General features: G+C 38.9%; 19 protein-coding genes. 17 read left to right on the top strand and 2 right to left on the bottom strand.

Annotated features, from left to right (window positions below):
* The first annotated feature begins 6 nt into the window (after window positions 1-6).
* From A2J09_RS10130 to A2J09_RS10105, 6 genes are all read left to right on the top strand, one after another.
* Window positions 7-954 (top strand): SpoIVB peptidase S55 domain-containing protein, encoded by a 948-nt coding sequence (locus A2J09_RS10130; RefSeq protein WP_036162057.1) that lies wholly within the window; start codon window positions 7-9, stop codon window positions 952-954.
* A gap of 392 nt (window positions 955-1346) precedes the next feature.
* On the top strand, window positions 1347-2138 hold the full coding sequence (gene spo0A, locus A2J09_RS10125; RefSeq protein WP_031417414.1) for a sporulation transcription factor Spo0A: 792 nt from the start codon (window positions 1347-1349) through the stop codon (window positions 2136-2138).
* A gap of 262 nt (window positions 2139-2400) precedes the next feature.
* Window positions 2401-3393: an S-layer homology domain-containing protein gene (locus tag A2J09_RS10120; RefSeq protein WP_012295050.1), complete on the top strand. Its 993-nt coding sequence runs from the start codon at window positions 2401-2403 to the stop codon at window positions 3391-3393.
* Between the two features lie 82 nt (window positions 3394-3475).
* Window positions 3476-3661: a hypothetical protein gene (locus tag A2J09_RS10115; RefSeq protein ID WP_031417418.1), complete on the top strand. Its 186-nt coding sequence runs from the start codon at window positions 3476-3478 to the stop codon at window positions 3659-3661.
* Between the two features lie 333 nt (window positions 3662-3994).
* Complete coding sequence (locus A2J09_RS10110) at window positions 3995-5566, top strand: flagellar assembly protein A (protein WP_012295048.1); 1572 nt, start codon at window positions 3995-3997, stop codon at window positions 5564-5566.
* The gene (locus A2J09_RS10105; protein WP_031417420.1) at window positions 5559-6287 is read left to right on the top strand and encodes a glycerophosphodiester phosphodiesterase; all 729 of its coding nucleotides are present in this window, start codon (window positions 5559-5561) and stop codon (window positions 6285-6287) included. Before A2J09_RS10110 ends, A2J09_RS10105 begins: the two co-directional genes overlap by 8 nt.
* A gap of 46 nt (window positions 6288-6333) precedes the next feature.
* On the opposite strand, the gene A2J09_RS10100 is transcribed toward A2J09_RS10105, so the two are convergent.
* Window positions 6334-6570, bottom strand: a complete 237-nt coding sequence (locus A2J09_RS10100) for a DUF2627 family protein (RefSeq protein ID WP_008179922.1) — start codon at window positions 6568-6570, stop codon at window positions 6334-6336.
* A 382-nt stretch (window positions 6571-6952) separates the two neighbouring features.
* Here A2J09_RS10100 and A2J09_RS10095 point away from each other — a divergent pair, with 382 nt between their 5' ends.
* The 10 genes from A2J09_RS10095 (at window position 6953) to A2J09_RS10050 (ending at window position 20098) form a co-directional block, all read left to right on the top strand.
* On the top strand, window positions 6953-8047 hold the full coding sequence (locus A2J09_RS10095) for a Leu/Phe/Val dehydrogenase (protein ID WP_031417423.1): 1095 nt from the start codon (window positions 6953-6955) through the stop codon (window positions 8045-8047).
* A 190-nt stretch (window positions 8048-8237) separates the two neighbouring features.
* A complete protein-coding gene (gene lpdA, locus A2J09_RS10090; protein WP_012295044.1) occupies window positions 8238-9665 on the top strand; it encodes a dihydrolipoyl dehydrogenase in 1428 nt (475 codons plus the stop codon).
* Between the two features lie 87 nt (window positions 9666-9752).
* Entirely contained in the window at window positions 9753-10769 is a 1017-nt protein-coding gene (locus tag A2J09_RS10085) for a thiamine pyrophosphate-dependent dehydrogenase E1 component subunit alpha (protein WP_012295043.1), read from the top strand.
* Window positions 10769-11752, top strand: coding sequence for an alpha-ketoacid dehydrogenase subunit beta (locus A2J09_RS10080; RefSeq protein WP_012295042.1), 984 nt, complete (start codon window positions 10769-10771; stop codon window positions 11750-11752). Before A2J09_RS10085 ends, A2J09_RS10080 begins: the two co-directional genes overlap by 1 nt.
* Before the next feature lie 167 nt (window positions 11753-11919).
* Window positions 11920-13263: a dihydrolipoamide acetyltransferase family protein gene (locus tag A2J09_RS10075; protein WP_036162054.1), complete on the top strand. Its 1344-nt coding sequence runs from the start codon at window positions 11920-11922 to the stop codon at window positions 13261-13263.
* A gap of 121 nt (window positions 13264-13384) precedes the next feature.
* Complete coding sequence (locus A2J09_RS10070) at window positions 13385-15088, top strand: methylmalonyl-CoA mutase family protein (protein ID WP_012295040.1); 1704 nt, start codon at window positions 13385-13387, stop codon at window positions 15086-15088.
* Entirely contained in the window at window positions 15085-17238 is a 2154-nt protein-coding gene (gene scpA, locus A2J09_RS10065; RefSeq protein WP_012295039.1) for a methylmalonyl-CoA mutase, read from the top strand. Before A2J09_RS10070 ends, scpA begins: the two co-directional genes overlap by 4 nt.
* Window positions 17238-18323, top strand: a complete 1086-nt coding sequence (meaB, locus tag A2J09_RS10060) for a methylmalonyl Co-A mutase-associated GTPase MeaB (protein WP_012295038.1) — start codon at window positions 17238-17240, stop codon at window positions 18321-18323. Before scpA ends, meaB begins: the two co-directional genes overlap by 1 nt.
* Before the next feature lie 165 nt (window positions 18324-18488).
* Window positions 18489-18929, top strand: coding sequence for a BrxA/BrxB family bacilliredoxin (locus A2J09_RS10055; RefSeq protein WP_031417430.1), 441 nt, complete (start codon window positions 18489-18491; stop codon window positions 18927-18929).
* Window positions 18930-19120: 191 nt separating this feature from the next.
* Window positions 19121-20098 (top strand): aromatic acid exporter family protein, encoded by a 978-nt coding sequence (locus tag A2J09_RS10050; protein WP_036162052.1) that lies wholly within the window; start codon window positions 19121-19123, stop codon window positions 20096-20098.
* A 21-nt stretch (window positions 20099-20119) separates the two neighbouring features.
* Here A2J09_RS10050 and prli42 read toward each other — a convergent pair whose 3' ends face one another.
* On the bottom strand, window positions 20120-20215 hold the full coding sequence (gene prli42 / locus A2J09_RS23715; RefSeq protein WP_150907189.1) for a stressosome-associated protein Prli42: 96 nt from the start codon (window positions 20213-20215) through the stop codon (window positions 20120-20122).
* A gap of 125 nt (window positions 20216-20340) precedes the next feature.
* Here prli42 and mce point away from each other — a divergent pair, with 125 nt between their 5' ends.
* A complete protein-coding gene (gene mce, locus A2J09_RS10045; protein WP_012295035.1) occupies window positions 20341-20754 on the top strand; it encodes a methylmalonyl-CoA epimerase in 414 nt (137 codons plus the stop codon).
* Window positions 20755-20759 lie beyond the last annotated feature (5 nt).

The following is a 20759-nucleotide window of genomic DNA, read 5'->3' as shown; positions in this document are numbered from 1 at the left end:
TGTCGTATGAATCGTCGTTGGCGTCAATTAGTCATTTTGCCTATGCTCATCTTTTTGTTAGTGATGCCTATACAAGCTTTAGCCGCCAAAAAGCTTATACCGATGGGAGAAGCCATTGGAATCCAACTTCAATTATCGCATGTGTTTGTAGCGCATGATGTACTGTTAGCTTCCAATCAGTGGATGAAAGGCGGCGCAGTGATTGAAAAAATTAATGATATACCTGTAAAATCGCTGGCAGATGCCAAACAAGCTATGGCTAAAGAAGGCCAACAGAAATGGACGATCAATAATGACGGAAAACAAGTTACACTTGAATTACAAAATCAAGAAGCAGAGCACATCATATCCTTTTTAAAAGATGAAACAGATGGAGTAGGAACACTGACTTATATTGATCCAGAGACAAAAAACTATGGCGCACTAGGTCATCAAATTGTTGATTCAACCCTACAAGAAGCCCCTGTATTTAGAGCTGGCTCCATTTTTTTAGCTTCCATTCAACAAATCCGTAAAAGTATGCCTGGCCAACCGGGATACAAAATCTCCTCCATTGAAAAACATCAGGAACGTTTAGGGAGTATAGATAAAAATACTGTTTATGGAATTTTTGGCCGTTGGGAAGAAGGCTATCCACAAAGATTACCCAAAGCGATTGAAATTATGCATGAAAAGGATATAAAAACGGGGAAAGCGGAAATATATACGGCGATTGAAGGCCGTAAAGTCGAAACTTTTTCCATTGAAATAACAAAGGTTGAAAATGAACGACTTGAATTTATAGTATCTGACGAAAAGCTCATTGAAAAAACGGGTGGAATTTTGCAAGGAATGAGTGGCAGTCCTATCATTCAAGACGGTCGGTTTGTCGGTGCTGTGACACATATGTTTGTGGAGGAGCCGAAAAAGGGAGCAGCTCTAACGGTAGCTGAAATGTTAAGAAAGTCTTCCTAAAAAGAGGGATGGCATTTGGTAAAAATCCGCATTTTCCGCAGGCAGAACAGGTGCCGCTGGAGACTTGCGGATTTTTACCTTTTTGTTAAAAAGACCTTGAATTCAACAAGTATTTCTCATAATAACCTTAAGGAGTCATGATATTTAAAAAAACTGTAGTTTTATCTTATTTTTTTATCTAAAATAGGTAATAAGAGCATTTCGACAGTTTGCCATTATTTAGCGCAACTTGTCGATATTAAAAGAAAGTATCGGACTACATACTCATTTTTGGAAATGAAAAAGGTTTTTAAACAAAAATGTCGAAAATTCCACAGTGTGCCAAAAACGGCATTTAGGGGTTAGGTTAACGCTTTGGAGTGTTCAAAGCAAGTCCAGAAGGAGGAATTGAAATGACAAAGGTAAAAGTAGCGATTGCAGATGATAATCGTGAGTTATTAAAAACAATGGAGCAATATTTCCAGGGACATGCCGAAATAGAAATTATTGCGACAGCTTCAAATGGAAAAATTTGTCTACAAATGCTTGAGGAATTTACACCTGATATTTTACTTCTAGATATAATTATGCCTCATCTTGACGGCTTAGCTGTTTTAGAATCGATGTATCAAAATGAGAAAATGTCATCAGTCCAAGTAATTATGTTAACAGCCTTTGGCCAAGAAGATGTCATGAAGCAGGCTGTAGATTTAGGGGCTTCCTATTTCATGCTAAAGCCATTTGAATTTGACCAATTGGTACAAAAGATTTTACACTGTGCTGGACAGAAGGCGACACTTCCTAAAAAGACAAGCGTTTTACAACCAACAGTGCCTCAAAAATTAAATCAGCATCAATTAGACAGCACAATTACAGCCATCATTAAAGAAATTGGTGTACCTGCTCATATTAAAGGGTACTCTTATTTGCGCGAAGCCATTCAAATGGTATTCGAAGATATTGAATTATTAGGATCTGTGACAAAAATTTTATATCCGGAAATTGCAAAAAAATTCAACACAACACCATCACGCGTTGAACGTGCTATTCGTCATGCTATTGAAGTTGCATGGAATCGTGGCAATTATGAATCCATTTCGTCGATGTTTGGTTACACAGTCCATCATTTGAAATCCAAGCCGACGAATAGTGAGTTCATTGCTATGATAGCAGACAAAATCCGTATTGACATGATGGCTAGCTAAACGTACAGCTTTTAGCAATAAATGATAGAAAAACTGAAATAGCAATTATACTTCGAGTTTTTATAACGCCATTTTTAGACAGTGGAATCACTGTTTAGAAGGGCGTATTTTTTTATGCCTTAATCCCTTACTATAAAAATATTTCAAAAAAATTGGTTTGATGGTAATCTTATCTTATAGGGGTGATACTAATGTAATGCAATTTAGGTTTAGATATTAGTATTAAAGGGTGGATTCTAGAATAAAATGTGGAGGTATACATATGAGAAAAGTGTTATGTTCATTGTTTTTTGTATTAATTTTGTCTATTCTTTCATTTAATAGTTCAGAAGTGAATGCTGCAGAAAAGGTTTCAAATCGTGCCGAATCAATTGTTGAAATTGGGAAGCTTTTAGGATTGGATGGTACTCAAAGAGCAACACAATTTAAAGATGTTCCGAAAAGTCACTACGCAAGTGGTTATATCCAATCAGCAGTTGATAAAGGAATTGTAAGTGGATATTCTGATGGTACATTCAAGCCCTCGCAAGAATTAACTAGAGCACATATTGCGATTTTTATTTCAAGAGCTTTTGGTTCAAAATTACCTACAGGGAATGCTACGTTTAAAGATGTCCCTCGAGAAAATAGTGCATATAATGCGATTCAACAATTAGTAGCTGCTGGTATAACAGCTGGTTATTCTGATGGTACATTTAAGCCTAATAATAAATTGACTCAAACGCACCTAAAAGCTTTTATAAATAGAACAGAGCAATATATAAAATCTGGTAAAGTTTCTAGTAATCCAAATACATCCAACACCAGCAGAGGAAACGGTGCTATAAAGGGTACGGTTGTTTGGAAGTATAACGACTTCATTGGTACTTTAGGAGATACAGGTGCTACAGTTTATCTATTTTCAACAACTGCAACATATCCAAGTTACACTAAACAAGAATTATTCGATTGGCTTGATAATAAAACTGAGTTGAAAAATGTATATAGAACTTTAGTAGATAAGAATGGGAATTATAGTATTAATAGTATTCCCTCTGGAACTTATATCGCAGTAATCTCATCGAAAAATGCAAAACGAAATATTTCTGAACCTTTAAATTCGCATAGTCAGCTTAAATCTATATTTGGTAATTATAATTATAAAGTTTTTGAAGATAACACAATGTTCCTTTATAAACATCAAATTAAAAACATAGAAATTACGAATAATACAACAGTAGATTTTAGTAATGACTTTGGTTATACTGCTTGGTAATACTTCCTTTTCTACCCTGTTTTTTTGGGGTAGTTTTTTATTACATACGGTTAGATTAAATAACTAGAAGCAGGTGATTCAAATGAAAAGTGTCAATTTTCAATTAGATGGAATGAATTCAATAGAAATTATACAAATAGATGAACAATTATTTGAAGTCCGTCTCGTAGTAGACGGTAAAATAAATATGCGATATATGACTAAGGAAGAATTAGAACAACTTGGTTCGACCTTCCAAATTGGAAATATAAAGAGTTATCTTGAATAAAGAGCCTTAATATCTGAAAATTTTATAGTTCTAAAGACCTTTTATTATTTATTTTTTATGACGATCCCATCCTATAATATATATCTAGGGAATACTATTTGTTCAAATGATCCTAATAGAATATCCATGTAATTAAGGGTAATTTTATTAAAAAAATAAAATAATAAACATTTTTTTAGTATTATAAACCTATTTATATTTAACGGAAATAAAAAATAGTTCGATGTTTTAATGATTAAGTAGTACTATTTTCTTTCTCGTTAGTGACAATGGTCTCTAAACAAATGTAAGTGGATTGTATATACTTACATATAGAGGGAAGGAGGAGGTAGCTTGATTCTAGTTCGAAATGAAAACTTCGAAATTTCTGAAGAAAATGGCAAGGTATTTATGCTTACTTTTAGTGCCGGATTCCCATTAAAAGAATTTGATAGCATTTTACGTAGTCATCCGCGACTTAAATTATCTAATTTTTCAATTTTAAAAAACGTGCTGTCTACTCAAAATACAAGTCCAGTAGAAATTGGCCGCTGGCTTCCAAATATTGAAGCTGAAATTGCCCGTGATAAAATGTCAGCCTCTATTTTTATCTATGAAACAAACGAATATATTGCCAATCATAAAGAAAAGCTGACACAGCAAATTCAAGAAATACTTGCTGAAAATGAAATTGTGCATGGAATTTTAGATTTTGATATTTCGAAGGCTGAACCAGGAAAAGCATTTTTAATTGCTCAGGGGCAACCACCGATAGCAGGCACGGATGCACAAATTACATACTTACCTAAGCCGGAGAGAAAACCGGTCATTCGTGATGATGGAAAAGCGGATTACTTTGATATGAATTTTATCTCAGAAATTTCGGAAGGCTCATGGCTAGGTGAAAAGATTCCTGCTACATTAGGTAAACCAGGGAAAAATGTGCTAGGTGAGGTAGTGGCTGCCGCACCAGGACGGGATTTTCCAATCCGATACGATACAAAATCAGCATATGAAGTGGAAGAGGACGGGAAAATTGTGATCCGCTCGAAAATTGCTGGTGTTCTAGATGATGTGAAAGGTATGATTGGTGTAAACAGACACCTACCTATTAACGGTGATGTAGGCGTTGAAACAGGTAATCTAGAATTTAATGGTTCTCTTAGTATTAAAGGAACAGTAACAAATGGCTATACAGTTATTGCAACTGGTGATATTTCTATTGATGGCGCTGAAGGTGTAAGCGGTGCCAAACTGATTAAATCCATCGAAGGAGATGTTTATATTCGCGGTGGCATATTTGGTCTTGGGTCAACAGTTGTGGAAGCGGGTGGCAATATTTTTGTCAAACATGTCAATGAAGCAAATTTAATGGCAGCAGATAGTATCCATATTGGTTTCTATGCATTAGGTTCACAGCTTTCAGCCCATTCCATTTTAGTGGATGAACGAAAAGGTAAAATTATTGGAGGGCGTGCTGTAGCTAAAAATACGATTGTCACGGCCATATCTGGTAATCGATTGGAACGGCGAACGGATTTGATTATTGAAAGTGTCAATAAACAAGAGAATAATTCGATCATGCAGGAAAAAGCTGTCCAGCTTAAAGAGTTACAATCAGAAATTGCAGCCCATGAATCCAAAATGAAAAGTTTATTGCCATTTCTCAACCAAATGTCTAAAGAACAAACAGCATCCTTTGAAGAGACAAAGCAAGCTTTAACAAAGTTAAAGGCAGAAGCGGTTACATTAGATCGTGAAATAAAGCTAATAATGGACGAAATGCGTCATATTGGTAAAGAAGAGATTGTTGTGACAAAGGAAGCGCATCCGGGGACGTATATTCAAATTGGTAAAAAATCATCTTTATTAAGCAAAATGACCAATGGTAAATTTCTGCTAGAGTTTGGTGAGTTAAATGTCTAATTCGTCCTATATTCCGGTGTTTGCACATCGAGGAGCATCGGCCTATGCGCTAGAAAATACCTTTAAAGCTTTTGAAAAGGCATTGGAGCTTGGGGCTGATGGCATTGAGTTAGACATCCAATTTTCAAAAGATGGTTGTCCAATCGTCTACCATGATCCACAATTGTCAAGATTAGTAGGTATCAATAAACTGGTGAGTGATTGTACGATGGAAGAGTTATTACGTTTTAAACTCGGCAAGCCTTGGAGGCGTCTTTTTTCATCGGCTAAAATACCAGCATTTGATGCAGTTTTAGCATGGGCTAAAACACATAAGCTCCCTTTAAATATTGAATTAAAATCAACCATTTTAGACAATCAAAGTGGGCTGAATGACTTTCTTCAAGGGCTATCGTTACCAGCAGGGAGCCACTTCTCGTCGTTCCATTACGAAATACTGGAATATGTGAAAAAGCAAAGACCTGAATATGAAACGGCTCTAATAGCCACGAAAAAATTAAAATGGGATCTGTTAGCTGATTACAAAGCTGCTGATACTGTCCATATGCATAAACGGTACTACAAGCCAAGATATTTAGAGGCATGCGTAACAAGCGGCAAAGCCTGTCGTTTTTATGCAATTGATGGTAATGAACCATTCTTAACCAATCCTCACCATGCTGTAATAGGTTGGATAACAGATTACCCTGATAAAGTCATCACTACACAGCAGCGTGTATAAAAATAGCTATCCAGTAAGTCCATGTGACTTATTTGGATAGCTATTTTTATTTTTTTTGGAAGCGAGGTGCTACTTTTCCATTTTTGCGGTCACGATGTAGTAAAAATCCTGCGAAAAAGCCAAAGCCTATAACAAAGAATATAACACCTACTACAAATTGTAGCCATAAAAATGGGAAAGGCGAAAGAAGCTTCCCAAATAATGTATCACGCATAAATTTAATGCCGCCTGCAGCCATAAGACCTGGAATAAGCATTACAATAAATGCAGCTAAACGGGCCATATATACCCCTCCTTATTCCTATGATTAATTGTACCTGTGGATGGGGGAATGTCAAGAAAGGCTAGTAATCAATATAATAATTATTCGTCAAAACTAGACGGAGCATATAGTAGTTTTTGTTACTGAATGTTTAGAAAATTCTTACTTAAACAAGAATATGTAATAATAGTTGCGAAATTGTGAATTTGTCAGTATTGTAAAAATAAGTGGAGCAATATTATCCATTACTAAACAATTTTTATCCTAGGGTCTAAACACCTACTGAAAAATGGGGCTCAGTATTATAGCTGAGGCGAGGACAACAAGTGGTAAGATTGTTAGATAAAACTTGATTGGGACGGGCATTTGGGGATGCACTTTCCAAAGCAAAGGGGCGAGTTTCATGGAAATCTTCAAGTATATGGAAAAGTATGATTATGAACAATTGGTATTTTGCCAAGATGAAGCATCAGGGTTAAAAGCGGTTATCGCTATCCATGATACAACACTTGGACCAGCATTAGGCGGGGCACGTATGTGGACATATGCATCAGAGGAAAATGCAGTTGAAGACGCATTGCGTTTAGCACGAGGTATGACCTACAAAAATGCGGCAGCTGGTTTAAACCTTGGCGGTGGAAAAACGGTCATTATCGGTGACCCATTTAAAGATAAAAACGAAGAAATGTTCCGTGCATTAGGTCGTTTCATCCAAGGCTTAAATGGTCGTTATATCACGGCAGAAGACGTAGGTACAACAGTTACAGATATGGATTTAATCCATGAGGAAACAGATTATGTAACAGGAATCTCACCTGCATTCGGTTCATCAGGGAACCCATCTCCAGTAACGGCGTATGGTGTTTACCGCGGTATGAAAGCGGCTGCAAAAGAAGCATTTGGTTCAGAATCATTAGAGGGATTAAAAATTTCTGTACAAGGTCTAGGAAATGTAGCCTACAAGCTTTGCGAGTATTTACATAATGAAGGGGCAAAACTTGTTGTAACAGATATCAATCAGGCAGCAATTGATAGAGTTGTGAATGACTTTGACGCAATTGCAGTAGCTCCAGATGAAATCTACGCGCAAGAAGTTGATATTTTCTCTCCTTGTGCTTTAGGTGCTATATTAAATGATGAAACAATTCCACAATTAAAAGCAAAAGTAATTGCTGGGTCTGCTAATAATCAGTTAAAAGATTCACGTCATGGTGATTTCCTACATGAATTAGGTATTGTCTATGCACCAGACTATGTCATTAATGCTGGTGGCGTTATTAACGTTGCGGATGAATTATATGGTTATAATCGTGAACGTGCTCTGAAACGCGTTGACGGTATATATGATAGTATTGAAAAGATCTTTGCTATTTCAAAACGAGATGGCATTCCAACATATGTGGCAGCGAATCGTTTAGCTGAAGAACGCATTGCGCGTGTGGCGAAATCTCGCAGCCAATTCTTAAAAAATGAAAAAAATATTTTACACGGTCGCTAATATACAAGGTTTGAAAATTTGGAGAAGTCGCATTGTCGACTTCTTCTAATTTTACCAACAAATAAGAGCACCGTTGCAGTAAAGCTAAAGTTCTGTTCTTCTTAAGCAAAAATAGACCGCAAGCTAATTGGTAGGGTAATGGTTTAATAGATAGAATACTTTAGCACTTTTCTCAAAAGGGGGAATAAACATGGCTCAAAATTATGATGTTGTCATTTTAGGTGGAGGTACAGGCGGTTATGTGGCGGCCATCCGCGCTGCGCAACTAGGCTTGAAAACAGCTATTGTAGAGCGGGATCGTTTAGGTGGAACATGCTTGCACAAAGGCTGTATCCCAAGTAAAGCTTTACTTCGAAGTGCAGAAGTATATCGAATGGCTAATAAAACGGCTAGTGAGTATGGTGTTGACATTGAAGGTGTGACACTGCAATTTGACAAAGTGCAAGCTAGGAAGCAAGCGATCGTTGAGCAATTAAGCCAAGGTGTGAATACACTGATGAAAAAAGGCAAAATAGATGTTTATCATGGTACAGGACGAATTTTAGGTCCCTCTATTTTCTCTCCTATGCCAGGAACTATTTCCGTAGAAATGTCCAATGGGCAAGAAAATGAAATGCTTGTACCGACGAATGTTGTCATTGCAACTGGCTCAAAGCCAAGAGGTATGGCAGGATTAACAGTTGATGGCCAATATGTGATGAATTCAGATCATGCGTTGGAGCTTGACAATTTACCAAAATCATTGTTAATCGTTGGCGGTGGTGTCATTGGAATTGAGTGGGCATCTATGCTTTGCGATTTTGGCGTATATGTAACAGTTCTAGAATACGGACCAACTATCTTACCTGCAGAGGATGCTGATATCGTCAAAGAAGTAACAAAGCAGCTTGAAAAGAGGGGAGTTCGCATTGTCACAAATGCCCGTTTAGATGCAGATACATTCAAAATAGAAAATGATAACGTTTTCATTTCTGCGAAAGTGAATGAGCAGGAAGAAATCTTTGAGGCAGATAAACTTTTACTTTGTGTTGGTCGTGAAGCCAACACGCAAGACATTGGCTTGGAAAATACAGAAATCGAAGTGGAAAATGGCTTCATTAAAGTGAATGATTCTTATCAAACGAAGGAATCACATATGTATGCCATAGGTGATGTGATTGGTGGCTTACAGTTAGCGCATGTGGCTTCTCATGAAGGACTGTCAGCAATCGAGCATATAGCGACAGGTAAAGCAGAGCATATCGATGATCTGAAGGTACCGAAATGTGTTTATTCATATCCAGAGGTTGCTAGCATTGGCTTAACCGAAAGTGCTGCCAAAGAGCGAGGCTTTTCATTAAAAATCGGTAAATTCCCTTTCAAGGCAATTGGTAAGGCATTGGTAAATGGGGAAGCAGAAGGTTTTGTAAAAATAATTGCTGATGAAGAAACAGATGATATTTTGGGTATTCATATGGTAGGGCCGCACGTGACAGATTTAATTGGAGAGGCATCTTTAGCTAAATTGTTGGATGCAACACCATGGGAAATTAGTCAGGCAATTCATCCACATCCTTCATTAAACGAGGTATTAGTGGAATCTGCTTTAGCAGTTGATGGTCGTGCTATCCATTTTTAAATTTTCTGAATTTCATAACTAACATATCCAAATGTGGGGATATAGGATAAGATAGTTATTTCTCTATAATACGAAAGGGGTGTTCGTATGCAAGATGTTCAAATCAAACATGAAGATTTAGGTTTGTCAAATGAAGATGTACTTGCTATGTTCGAAACAATGTTAATGGCCAGAAGATTAGATGAGCGTATGTGGTTATTAAACCGTTCTGGTAAAATTCCGTTTGTAATTTCTTGTCAAGGTCAGGAGGCAGCACAAGTAGGGGCGGCCTTTGCGTTAAATAAAGATAAAGATTATATTGCGCCATATTATCGTGATATGGGGGTTGTTTTACACTTTGGTATGACACCAAGAGAGTTGATGCTATCTGCATTTGCAAAAGCGGAAGATCCAAACTCTGGTGGACGTCAAATGCCTGGCCATTTCGGTCAAAAGAAAAACCGTATTTTAACAGGATCTTCACCTGTTACTACGCAGGTGCCACATGCAGTTGGCGTTGCACTTGCTGGACGACTACAAAATGAGGATTTTGTTTCTTTTGTGACACTTGGTGAAGGTTCCTCTAACCAAGGGGATTTCCATGAAGGGGCCAACTTCGCAGGTGTTCATAAATTGCCAGTTATTATTATGGTGGAAAACAATCAATATGCCATCTCTGTACCAGTAGAACGTCAGTTAGGCTGTGCGAAGGTTTCTGATCGTGGGATTGGGTATGGTATGCCAGGTGTGACAGTTGATGGAAAATGCCCATTACAAGTTTACAAAGTGGTGAAAGAAGCAGCCGATCGTGCACGTAATGGAGAGGGCCCAAGCTTAATCGAAACAGTCACATATCGTTTAACAGCCCATTCCTCGGACGACGATGATCGTCAATACCGTACGGCTGAAGATATTGCAGAAGGAAAGGCAAAAGATCCGATTGTGTTATTTGAAAAGTATCTGACTGATGCAGGCGTCATGACTGAAAAAGTACGTACAGAAATCGAAGAACGTGTTATGGCAGAAGTAAATGAAGCTACTGATTATGCAGAAGCGGCTCCATATGCACAACCAGAGGATGCCATGAAATATGTTTATGCACCAGTGGACGGAGGTGACGTGTAATGGCAGTTATGTCTTATATTGATGCGATTACATTAGCAATGAAAGAAGAAATGGAACGTGATGAACGAGTTTTCATTTTAGGGGAAGACGTTGGCCGTAAGGGTGGTGTATTTAAAGCAACTACTGGTCTGTATGATCAATTCGGCGAATACCGTGTACTAGATACGCCACTTGCAGAAAGTGCTATTGCAGGGGTCGGTATTGGGGCAGCAATGTATGGTATGCGTCCAATCGCAGAAATGCAATTTGCTGATTTCATTATGCCAGCTGTCAACCAAATCGTCTCTGAGGCAGCCAAAATCCGTTACCGTTCTAACAATGATTGGACTTGTCCAATGGTAATCCGTGCACCTTTTGGTGGAGGAATTCACGGGGCTCTTTACCATTCTCAATCTGTTGAAGCCCTTTTTGCGGGTACACCTGGGTTGAAAATAGTTATCCCATCAACACCATATGATGCTAAAGGATTGCTAAAAGCAGCTATTCGTGATGAAGATCCTGTATTATTCTTTGAACATAAGCGTGCTTATCGATTAATTAAGGGTGAGGTGCCTCTAGACGATTATACATTACCAATCGGCAAGGCAGATGTGAAGCGTGAAGGGGATGATGTGACGGTTATTACCTATGGGTTAGCTGTCCACTTTGCGCTACAAGCTGCAGAACGTCTTGCTGCAGATGGTATTTCTGCGCATATACTTGACCTACGCACAGTCTATCCCCTTGATAAGGAAGCAATTATCGAGGCGGCGACTAAAACAGGGAAAGTATTACTTGTTACGGAGGATAATAAAGAAGGCAGTATCATGAGTGAAGTTGCTGCCATTATTGCGGAGCATTGTTTATTTGAGCTTGATGCACCGATTCAACGTCTAGCAGGACCCGATGTGCCAGCAATGCCATATGCACCAACCATGGAGAAATATTTTATGATTAATCCTGATAAAGTGGAACGTGCGATGCGAGAACTTGCGGCATTTTAACATACCAAGCAAGGCTGATTGAAAAAATGAAAGCCTCAGACGGAAGAACAGATTTTGACTTAGCCGTTTGAAAGTCAAAATCTGTCTATTTGCCTATCTACGTTTACTAATATAGCGCTGCATCAGGTACAATGACGCCTAGGCTTAATTGATGGGAGGAATAAATGATGGCGGTTCAAAATATTACTATGCCACAGCTCGGCGAAAGTGTAACAGAAGGTACAATTGAAAAATGGCTTGTAAAGCCTGGCGATACAGTAAAGAAATATGATTCTTTAGCAGAAGTTGTGACAGATAAAGTAAATGCAGAAATTCCATCGTCGTTTGAAGGGGTTATTACGGAGTTAATTGCACAAGAAGGTCAAACATTACCAGTGGGCGCAGTCGTATGCTCGATTGAAATTGCAGGGGAGAGTGAGTTACCACCACCACCACCTGAAAAAAAATCGGCAGTAAGCACAGCCATTTTAAATGCAGGTGTTCAAAAGAAACAAGAAGCATCACAACCCGTTTCTACTCCTTCTTCAGTCGCTCCAAAAGAAGCGCGTAAGGACAAAGTACGCTATTCACCTGCTGTTCTACGACTTGCACAGGAGCATGATATTGCCCTTGATCAAGTTACAGGAACGGGCGAGGGTGGTCGCATTACAAGAAAAGATTTGTTAAAACTTATAGAAACGGGCAATATTCCAACAGCAACTACTGCGGCACCAACGCCAGCAGCGATTCAAACAACAACTGAACAACCAGCTCCTGCACCAGCACAGCTTGCAGAAAAGCCTGCAGCACCAGTACCACCTATACAGCCTGGGGACATTGAAATCCCAGTGACAAAGGTCCGTCGTGCCATTGCTAATAACATGGTAAGAAGCGTCCATGAAGCTCCACATGCTTGGATGATGATGGAAGTGGATGTAACAGATTTAGTTGCTTATCGAGATAGCCTAAAAGGTGAATTTAAGCAAAAGGAAGGCTTTAATCTTACATATTTCGCCTTCTTTGTAAAAGCAGTGGCTCAGGCCTTGAAGGAATTCCCAATGATGAATTCTATGTGGGCTGAGGATAAAATTATTCAAAAGCATGACATCAATATTTCGATTGCAGTAGCGACGGATGATGCACTATTCGTACCTGTTATAAAACACGCGGATGAAAAATCCATTAAAGGAATTGCTAAAGAAATTCATGAGCTTGCTAACAAAGTTCGAACTGGAAAATTAGCCATGGATGATATTAAAGGTGGTACATTTACCGTTAATAATACGGGAGCATTTGGCTCTATTCAATCAATGGGTATCATTAATTATCCACAAGCTGCCATTCTCCAAGTGGAAAGTATTGTAAAAAAACCGGTCATTTTACCAGGTGGAATGTTCGCCGCTCGTGATATTGTGAATTTATGTTTATCATTAGATCATCGTGTGTTGGATGGACTAGTATGTGGTAAATTCCTAAATAGAGTAAAAGAAATACTCGAAAATACAAATAAATCTTCGACGTCAGTCTACTGATGACTTGTCGGAAACCTGCTGTATAAGGGTTTCCGATTTTTTTTATGCTTTCCGAGTCGCAATTTGTCATGTAGAATAACAAATAGAAACTACTAAGGGGGGAAGCTGATTAAGCGTCCGCATGTCAAACAACATGAAAAATATTGAATTTGAAAAGCCGGCCTATTCTGACTGGCAAGATGCAGCAATCAAAGCTTTAAAGGGGAAACCATTTGAGTCTCTATTCACGAAAACAAATGAGGGTGTTACACTACAGCCCATTTACACACAAGAAAGTTTAGTAGCTAAGCTTGGTGATGAGCTCGATCGACAAGTTGCCACAATCCGTTCTCTACAAAATAGTCAAGCATTCCAAGTAGCTCAGCAAGTTCATGCAGATACGAGTGAAGCATTTTTTGCACAGCTTGATGACAGTTTAGCTAGGGGTAATGAAATTATTACAATTGACAGTCGTGTTAATTTTGATTGGACAGAAGACGTATTGGTCAAATTAGCATCATATTTCTCAGAATATTCATTTAAAATTACTATTAAAGATACAAAAGACCCATTATTAACAGTGTTTGACAAAATTGCTTTGGATCAACGAGAAGCTGTGAAAGGATTCATCGTTTCGACCCAACCCATCTCTTTACATGCATTTCCGAGCGTGCGCTCAGTCGGCGCTAACACAGTTATTTATCATAATGAAGGTGCCAACGCCATTCAAGAATTAGCCTATGCACTTGCATTAGCAGCAAAATGGGTAGAACAGGAAGAAAGCTTCGAGGCATTCTCCAAGAAATTTTTTGTATCCTTTGCAGTTGATACACAATTCTTTACAGAGATTGCAAAACTCCGTGCTTTTAAAGTACTTTGGAAAGCGTTCTCATCTGCCTATGGAGTTACACAAAATGTAAAAATACCAACAGTTGCTGAAACATCATTAAGAAGCTTCTCTAAATTGGATGTCTACGTGAATTTATTACGATCCTCCAATGAAGCGCTTTCTGGCTTAATAGGCGGTGCTGATCTCTTTACAGTTCATCCACATGATGTATTAACAAAGCCTACAGAACAGTCAGTACGTATTGCTCGTAACGTGTCATTGATTTTAAAAGAAGAAACAAATGTCTTAAAAGTTATAGATCCTGCAGGTGGCTCTTACTTTATCGAGTCGTTAACGGCAGATTTTGTCAAAGAAGCATGGGCATTATTCTTAGAAATCGAGGCAGCTGGAGGCATTGATGAATACACAGCATCTGGCAAGCTCGCTGAAGAAGTAGAGAAATCGTATCAATCTCGTATTCACGCTGCACAAACACGTAAGCAATCATTAATTGGAACAAATATTTATGCTAATCCAGCAGACGCATTTGAATGTGAAACAAATCCGTTATTTGCTAGCATTAAACGAAGTGCTATTCCATTCGAAAAGCTGCGTGCTGAAATGACGGCAGCCGATGTGAAAACAGGCATTTTAACATTAGGTACTTTAAAAAGCTCCAAGCCAAGAGCAGATTTTATTGCTGGATTCTTAAATACGGTTGGTCTTGTTCCTGAAAAAAGTGAACCAGCGACGACTGTTGAAGAGGCAATTGCTTGGTTAAAGGCAACAGAGGCTAAATATGTTGTCATTGCAGGTAATGACGAAGATACAAAAGAATTTGTCCATGCCATTTTAGCAGACAAGCCAGCGGATGTACTTGTGGATGTAGCTGGGAAATTTAAAGACGAAGAAGAAGCTTGGTTAGCAAATGGCTTAAACGGTTTTATTTTCGCAGGACAGAACATCATTGAAAAATTACAGTCAGTGTTTGCGAGCATGAAGGAGGTCCAACGATGAGTAAGCCAAATTTTAATGCAATTGAAATAGAAAAAGTTTTATCAGCTAATGCGCCTCAAGCGTCTGATGATAAGTTTATGACAAATGAAGGAATTGAAATTAAAGATATTTATACAAAAGAAGATATCAAGGATGCTAAACATTTAAATGATGTAGCAGGTATCGCACCAAATACACGTGGACCATACCCTACCATGTATGTGGCTCGCCCATGGACAGTTCGTCAATATGCTGGCTTCTCAACAGCTGAAGAGTCCAATGCCTTTTACAAGCGAAATCTGGCAATGGGACAAAAGGGTTTATCTGTAGCGTTTGACCTAGCAACTCATAGAGGCTATGACTCTGATCATCCACGTGTTACAGGAGATGTGGGGAAAGCGGGTGTTGCTATTGACTCTGTCGAGGATATGAAAATTCTATTCGATCAAATCCCTTTAGATCAAATGTCTGTTTCTATGACGATGAATGGCGCAGTGCTACCAGTTCTTGCATTTTATATAGTGGCAGCAGAGGAACAAGGAGTAACGCCAGAAAAATTAGCAGGGACGATTCAAAACGATATTTTAAAAGAATATATGGTGCGTAATACATACATTTACCCACCAGCTATGTCGATGAAAATCATTGCAGATATTTTTGAATATACAGCGAAGTATATGCCGAAATTTAACTCTATTTCGATTTCTGGTTATCATATTCAAGAAGCGGGGGCAACGAATGACATAGAACTTGCCTACACGTTAGCAGATGGTTTGGAATATGTTCGTACAGGACTGAAAGCAGGCATTGATATCGATGCATTTGCACCACGTCTATCGTTCTTCTGGGCTATTGGCATGAACTATTATATGGAAGTTGCTAAAATGCGCGCGGCACGCCGTATTTGGGCACAGATGATGTCAACGTTTAATCCAAAAAATCCGAAAACTTTAGCTTTACGTACCCATTCGCAAACATCTGGGTGGTCATTAACAGAGCAAGATCCGTTTAATAATGTAGCACGTACGTTAATTGAAGCAAATGCATCATCAATGGGACATACACAATCACTGCATACGAATGCATTGGATGAAGCCATTGCACTTCCAACGGATTTCTCCGCACGTATTGCACGTAATACGCAGTTATTTTTACAAGAGGAAACAGCAATGACAAAAGTAATTGATCCATGGGGTGGATCATACTACGTGGAGAAATTGACAGAAGAAATTACCAAATCTGCATGGGCATTAATCGAAGAGATTGAGGCACTTGGAGGGATGGCGAAAGCAATTGAAACAGGTCTTCCTAAAATGAAAGTCGAAGAAGCTGCTGCTAAACGTCAAGCGAAAATTGACTCCAAGACAGAGACGATTGTCGGTGTAAATAAATATCGCCTGACGAAGGAAGAGCCAATTGACATTCTAGATATTGATAATACCATTGTTCGACAAAAGCAAATTGAACGTTTAGAAGCGATGAAAGCAGCACGTGATGAAGCTGAGGTTCAAAAACATTTAGCTCGTTTGACAAAAGCCGCACAAGATGGCGAGGAAAACTTACTAGCTGTAGCGGTTGATGCGGCTCGTGCACGTGCCTCTTTAGGTGAAATCTCAGATGCAATTGAAGCGGTTTCTGGACGACACAAAGCCGTAATTCGTTCTATTTCGGGTGTATACTCTGCCAACTTCTCTGATGAGGAGCAAATTTCAGAAGTGAAACAAATGACAGAAGAATTCCTTGAAAACGAAGGCCGCCGTCCGCGTATTTTAGTCGCTAAAATGGGACAAGATGGACATGACCGTGGAGCCAAGGTCGTCGCAACAGGCTATGCCGATTTAGGCTTTGATGTAGATATTTCTCCGTTATTTATGACGCCTGCTGAGGCAGCGCAAATGGCCGTTGAAAATGATGTACATGTCATCGGTGTCTCTTCGTTAGCAGCAGGTCATAAAACATTAGTGCCCGAATTGATTACGGAGTTAGAAAAGTTAGGGCGTGAAGATATTATCATCATTGTGGGTGGTGTTATACCTGCACAAGACTATGATTTCCTTTACAATGCTGGAGCAGTAGCTATCTTTGGACCGGGTACCGTGATTCCTGTATCCGCACAGAAAATCATTGAGGAAATTTACAAACGTTTAGGCTATGAGGAAGTGTCTGAATAATGGACAACAACAAAGGAATGGAAGAAAGTGCGCTGTTTGTGATGGACGGAGTCGAGGCGACTCACGACGGTATGCAATATGGTACACCTAAAAAATTCCGAAAGAAAAAAGCCGACACTGTTAATATTCGAGAGCTTGCACAACAAGTACGTGCAGGCTCTCGCACACATTTGTCAAAAGCGATTACCCTCATTGAAAGCTCGAATGCCACTCATAAAGTTCAAGCTCAAGAGCTTTTGCAGGAACTTCTACCACATACAGGAAAGAGTATTCGAATCGGCATTACGGGTGTTCCAGGAGCAGGGAAGAGCTCGTTCATTGAGGCTTTCGGAACAATGCTTTGTGACATGGGAAAACGAGTAGCAGTTCTTGCGATTGATCCAAGCTCTTCTTTATCCGGAGGCAGTATTTTAGGAGATAAAACGCGTATGGAAGAGCTCGTCAAGAAGCCCACTGCTTTTGTACGCCCTTCACCATCGGCTGGTACCCTTGGGGGTGTTCACAAAAAAACACGTGAAACGATGTTAGTTTGTGAAGCGGCTGGCTATGATGTCATTCTCATTGAAACAGTTGGTGTGGGACAAAGCGAAACCTATGTCCGAGGCATGGTAGATTTCTTCTTGCTTTTAGTTTTAACTGGGGCCGGGGATGAATTGCAGGGCATGAAAAAGGGCATTATGGAATTAGCAGATGCCATTGTTGTGCATAAGGCAGATGGTGATAATGTGCGACTTGCCAAAAAAACTGTCGCAGAATATAAACAGATTCTACATTTTTTACAGCCGGCAACACCAGGCTGGATGTCTACTGCAATGCCCGTTAGTTCACTGGAAAAACGGGGTCTCGATAAGGTTTGGGGAACCATAAAGGAATTCAAACAAATTGTTGAAACAAATCATTATTGGGCTACTCGACGTCAAAAACAAACAAAAGAGTGGTTCCAATCCATGATTACTGATCATTTAATAGATATGTTTTATGGGAATCCACAACGTAAAGCACAGGTACAGCTACTGGAACGTCAAATCTTAAGTGGCCAACTAACGGTTACACAAGGTGTAGATCGTTTATTTAGCGAGGAATAGGTAGGGAAGTAAACTAGTTTCTTTAAAAGCTTAGAAAATTCAACTGACTTGTATGAGCAAGTGGGTGCACAAATTCGTTGCAAACTGCTATGATAAGAGATGTATGTGCGTCAAATACCTACTATAAAAGCTGAATTGACGCGATTTGAAAGGAGCTATCGCTATATGAATATGGATTACGATTTATTTATGCAGGAAATTTTAAAAACAGCTCGTGCTGAAATTGAAACGGCTGGTTACGAACAGCTAAAAACACCAGAGGCTGTTGAAGAGGCATTTGCTCGCCCAGGTACAACATTAGTTATGGTGAACTCAGTGTGCGGTTGTGCGGGTGGTATTGCTCGTCCAGCGGCAGCGCAATGTGTACATTACGATAAACGCCCGGATCACTTAGTAACAGTATTTGCAGGGCAAGATAAAGAAGCGACTGCAGCGGCACGTTATCATTTTGGGGAAGATCACCTACCTTCTTCACCATCATTTGTTTTATTAAAAGATGGACAAGTAGTGGCTGAAGTCGGGCGCTATGAAATTGAAGGACATGACCCGATGTCAGTTGTAACAAACTTACAAGCAAACTTTGAAGAGTATTGTGACGAGCTTTAAGACAATTCTTGCATAAGAACAATCCTTTATAACTAAGTAGAAGAGCCTCATAGAATGTTAGTTAATCTATGTAGGCTTCCTACTTATTATCATGTACAGATAGTTCAGCACTACCATTAAAATTTTTGTAATATTGGCTAAATAATTAGTGGTATTTACTGAAGAGTACTAAAAGATAGGAGGCAGTCGACCTGAAGAAGTTTTCAATCGGCTATCGAACTTTAAAAACAGCAATTGGTGCAGCACTTGCTATTGCCATTGCTCAATATTTTCATTTAGCCTCGTATGCCTCTGCTGGTATTCTAACGATATTATGTGTACAGCCAACAAAGAAAAAATCCATTCACGCAGCCTACACTCGATTGGTTGCTAGTATAGTGGCCATGGTGTTTGCCTTTATGAGCTTTGAGCTTTTTTCCTATCAGCCACTTACACTTGCGGGTATGTTACTACTTTTTATTCCAACGATTGTGTCCTTGAGAGTTGCAGACGGATTTATTTCTAGTGTCGTTATTATTATGCACATTTACGCCGCTAAAAGTTTTTCGATGGCGCTTGTTTATAATGAATTGGCATTAATGGCTATTGGCTATGGAACCGGTATAGCCATTAATATGTATATGCCAGATATTCAAAAGGAATTAAATTACTATAGAGTTAAAATTGAGGAACTATACAGCAAGATATTTTTAGAAATTGCTAGCTATTTACGGCAAGGGGATACGTTATGGGATGGGCATGAGATCATTGAAGCTATTCGAACTTTAAATGATGCAAAGTCCTTAGCATTTAAAGATGTTGAAAACCATTTTACGAGACGTAAAAATGATTACTATATGTATTTCGATATGCGAGAAAGGCAACTAGAAATAATCGAAAGAGTGTTGCCAAAAATTACAACATTACCTGTTATAGTACAAGAGGCTGAAATTGTGGCAGATTTTTTACAAGACCTCGGAGGACATATTCATTCTGGAAATACAGCAAGTCACTATCGTGAAAAGCTAGAGCAGGTGAAACATGATTTCTCGCAGCTACCATTACCGCAAAATCATGAGCAATTCATCGCACAAGCCGCACTCTATCAGTTTATCGAGGAAATGGACAGGTATTTAGAAATAAAGCAATCATTTAAGGGTTTAAAGGTAAAAAAAGAGCGCCCACAGTAGTGTGGACGCTATGGTCTTGCCTTAAACTAGCATCGATAAGCCAAATGCTAGAGATGAAATTAGCATGATTGCGACCATAGTATAAACAACGATTTTTTGAAACTTTTTATTACTCATATGCTCGTTCGCTCCTTCTTTTCTTATAAATAGTTTATCAAATCTGAAAAATTTCTCAAGTAGTAGAGTTTTGACAAAAAAGTCTGTAAAATAGAGTATGTACCATAACAGAAGGAGATGTCACCATGGAGAAAGTAGACCATATTGGGATTGCGGTGCGCGATCTTGATGAACGCATTACATATTATACAGAAACTTTAGGTTTAAAGTTGTTAAAAGTGGAAGAAGTAGACTCACAACAAGTTCGAGTTGCCTTTATCGACGCAGGCAACGTGAAATTGGAGCTATTAGAACCAATGAGTGAAAAAAGTGCCATTCATGGATTTATTGAAAAACGTGGAGAAGGTATTCACCATATTGCTTTTGGTGTGACAGGAATTCGTGAGCGTATGGTTGAGCTTCGTGAAAAAGGTGTACGTCTTTTATCGGAAGAGCCAGGACCTGGTGCTGGAGGTGCAGAGGTTGCGTTCATGCATCCTAAATCTTCTTTCGGGGTGTTATATGAATTATGTGATAAAAGTGGAAAAGGGGATAAGTGATTAAT

Origin of the sequence: Lysinibacillus sphaericus (assembly GCF_001629735.1) — a bacterium.
Classification (GTDB): Bacteria; Bacillota; Bacilli; order Bacillales_A; family Planococcaceae; genus Lysinibacillus; species Lysinibacillus pinottii.
Note: the sequence above shows the minus strand (reverse complement) of the source record. Positions and strands in the feature narration are given on the sequence as shown.